Source organism: Mycobacterium sp. (assembly GCF_036488105.1).
Taxonomy (GTDB): domain Bacteria; phylum Actinomycetota; class Actinomycetes; order Mycobacteriales; family Mycobacteriaceae; genus Mycobacterium.
Genome location: NZ_DASXHW010000283.1, coordinates 1 through 2,272, shown reverse-complemented (window position 1 = coordinate 2,272; position 2,272 = coordinate 1). Strand labels below are relative to the sequence as shown.

Sequence of the window (2,272 nt, the reverse complement as noted above, 5' to 3'; positions counted from 1 at the left end):
AGCCAGGCGCGGTTGCCGTAGGCATCGAGATGCACCACCTGCTCCACCGGTATTCGGGTAGTCGGCCCGTACCGCCCCCGCGGCCAACCCAGGGCCACGACGCAGCATGGCGTGACCGAGCGTGGGAGGCCGAGGATTTTCCGGGCCCGCCCCACTCCCCACAGCGGCAAGGTGATCAACGACGCACCCAGCCCCATGGCGCGCGCGGCCAGCAGCAGATTCTGCACGCTCGGGTAGATCGACCCCCAGTATCCGGACACCGCGGCGTGCGGCATCAGTGAATACGGCGCGCGGCCCTCGCGGATGGTGAGCCGCAGGCAAGCCACCACCAAGACTGGTATCTCGCTGAAGTGGTCGATCTGCCATTGCGCGGCACGGATGACCTTGGCCAACGACGGGTCGTTGTCGCCGGCGCTGCTCAGTAGCCCGCCGTAGGAGAATTTCCAGCCTTTGCGGTATCGCCCGGCCAGCTTCTTGATCAGGCGCCGGTCCTTGACGACGATGAACTCCCAGTTCTGGCCGTTGGCGCCGGTCGGTGCCCGCAGCGCCAACTCGATGCACTTCAGCACCACCGCGTCGTCGACCGGGTCGGGGTGGACGCGGCGCACCGCCCGCTGGGTCAGCATCGCGTCCTGCAGCGGCATGTTCAGGCCCGCGAGCGCGTCGGACGTGGCCGGCGCCACCAGAAATGCATCGGCGTAGGGAGATTCGGCGTTCGGCGTGTCGGTCATACGTTCAGGCGTGCTCGGTGACCCACTTGGCGGTGAAGTCCTGGACATCCGGAATCCCATGGGCGAATTCGCGCGCGATGAAGCTCTCGACCGTCCCACCGACCAGCGGGACATTGAATTCCACCGTGCCGTTCAGCGTCAGCAGCGAGCCGTTGGACGTGGGCGTAACCGACGCGGCAGCCGAACCGGAGCCCGGTGCCCCGAAGACGGCGACGGCGATCTCACCGCGGAGTTGATCGCCCGACGGCCTCCACGTCTCGGTGTGCCGGACGTTGATATCGCGCCGATAGAACTTCGAGACGATCCCGGGCAGCAGGTCGCGGCCGAGATCCTGGGTGGTGGTCACCCGCACGGTCTGGTCGTCGTCGACGACCAGTGATTCCAGCGTGGTGCCGCCACTCATGTTCCCGAGCCGGGCCAGCCAGTACTCCTCGGCACTGAAAGCGGCATGAACCTGGTCGACGCTGGCGGGCGAGTCGACCGAGACATCGAACGAACGAGGCATAGCAGTCCTAAACCGGTTCCTGGCCCGGCATCGCCGAACTCTTGGCCAACAAGCGGTCCGCTAAGCGGCCCGCGAAAATCCGCGTCTGCTCCAGCTGTTCGGGCTGCACGTTCGTCGGCGGCAGCCGAAGACCCAGAGACCTCTTGCGATACTCGCCGGTCCCGAGATAGCTGGTCAGCGCCAGCATCGAGCGAAGGTTGTCGCCCGGATAGGTGAAGTGGATTTCGTCGACATAACGCCCACCTTGCTCCTCGGCAAGTTCACGCACCCCTTCGAGGTTTGCCTGCCAGAACGTGCGGCATACAACGAACACCGCAAACGGCTTGCCGGACAACAACTTACGCGCTTCCTCCGACTTCAGGAACGAGCGTAACGGCATGCTGACGTTGTCCCACCAGGTCGGCGAACCGATCAGGATCAGGTCGTAGTCGGCGTCGCGAACCGTCTCGGGAGTTTGAATCTGACCGATCTCGTTGCGCTTCTGCGCTTGCAGCACGCTGAGCATGTCGGGCCATACCCGACGCATCGGGAAGCGGGAGAACTTCTCGGAGTACTTCGGGTCGGTGAATTTGATCTCGGCTTCGCTTACCTCGCACCCTCGGCTACGGAAAACCTCCCCCGCAGCATTGAGCACCTTGTGCGCCTGCCCGCTGTACGAGTAGTACAGCAGCAAGACACGCGGCGGCCGTGCGCCGCCACCGGCACTGGTGGTATCCGTCATTGAGAATCCTCCATCTCCAAATGTCGCACACTAGGCTTGGGCGTCGTGACCGACAAAGTTTCCATTGACCTCAGCGGTCCTTCGCAGACGATGCTGACCACCCTGTACTGCAAGGCACTGGACGCCGACTGGGACCGGCCGATCTTGGGGGACGACTTCGCCAAGCAAGCGGTCGCCCGAATCGACTACGACTGGGACGAACTCAAGGTCACCGACCGCTGGACGCCGCTGGTCACGGTGCGAACCGCTCAGTTCGACGTGTGGGCCGCCGAGTTCCTGGCCGCCAATCCCGACGCCACCGTGATCCACCTCGGC

General features: G+C 64.7%; 3 protein-coding genes and 1 pseudogene. 1 reads left to right on the top strand and 3 read right to left on the bottom strand.

Annotated features, from left to right (window positions below):
* From VGH54_RS14505 to VGH54_RS14495, 3 genes are all read right to left on the bottom strand, one after another.
* On the bottom strand, positions 1–731 hold a 731-nt coding region (locus VGH54_RS14505), incomplete at its 3' end, for a nitroreductase family protein (protein ID WP_331512727.1).
* Positions 732–735: 4 nt separating this feature from the next.
* Positions 736–1,236 carry a DUF2505 domain-containing protein gene (locus VGH54_RS14500; RefSeq protein WP_331512726.1) on the bottom strand — a complete coding sequence of 167 codons (501 nt, stop codon included), beginning with the start codon at positions 1,234–1,236 and terminating at the stop codon, positions 736–738.
* 7 nt (positions 1,237–1,243) lie between these two features.
* A complete protein-coding gene (locus VGH54_RS14495) occupies positions 1,244–1,957 on the bottom strand; it encodes a flavodoxin family protein (RefSeq protein WP_331512725.1) in 714 nt (237 codons plus the stop codon).
* Positions 1,958–2,002: 45 nt separating this feature from the next.
* Here VGH54_RS14495 and VGH54_RS14490 point away from each other — a divergent pair.
* Positions 2,003–2,272: pseudogene (locus tag VGH54_RS14490) on the top strand (class I SAM-dependent methyltransferase); the annotation flags it as partial.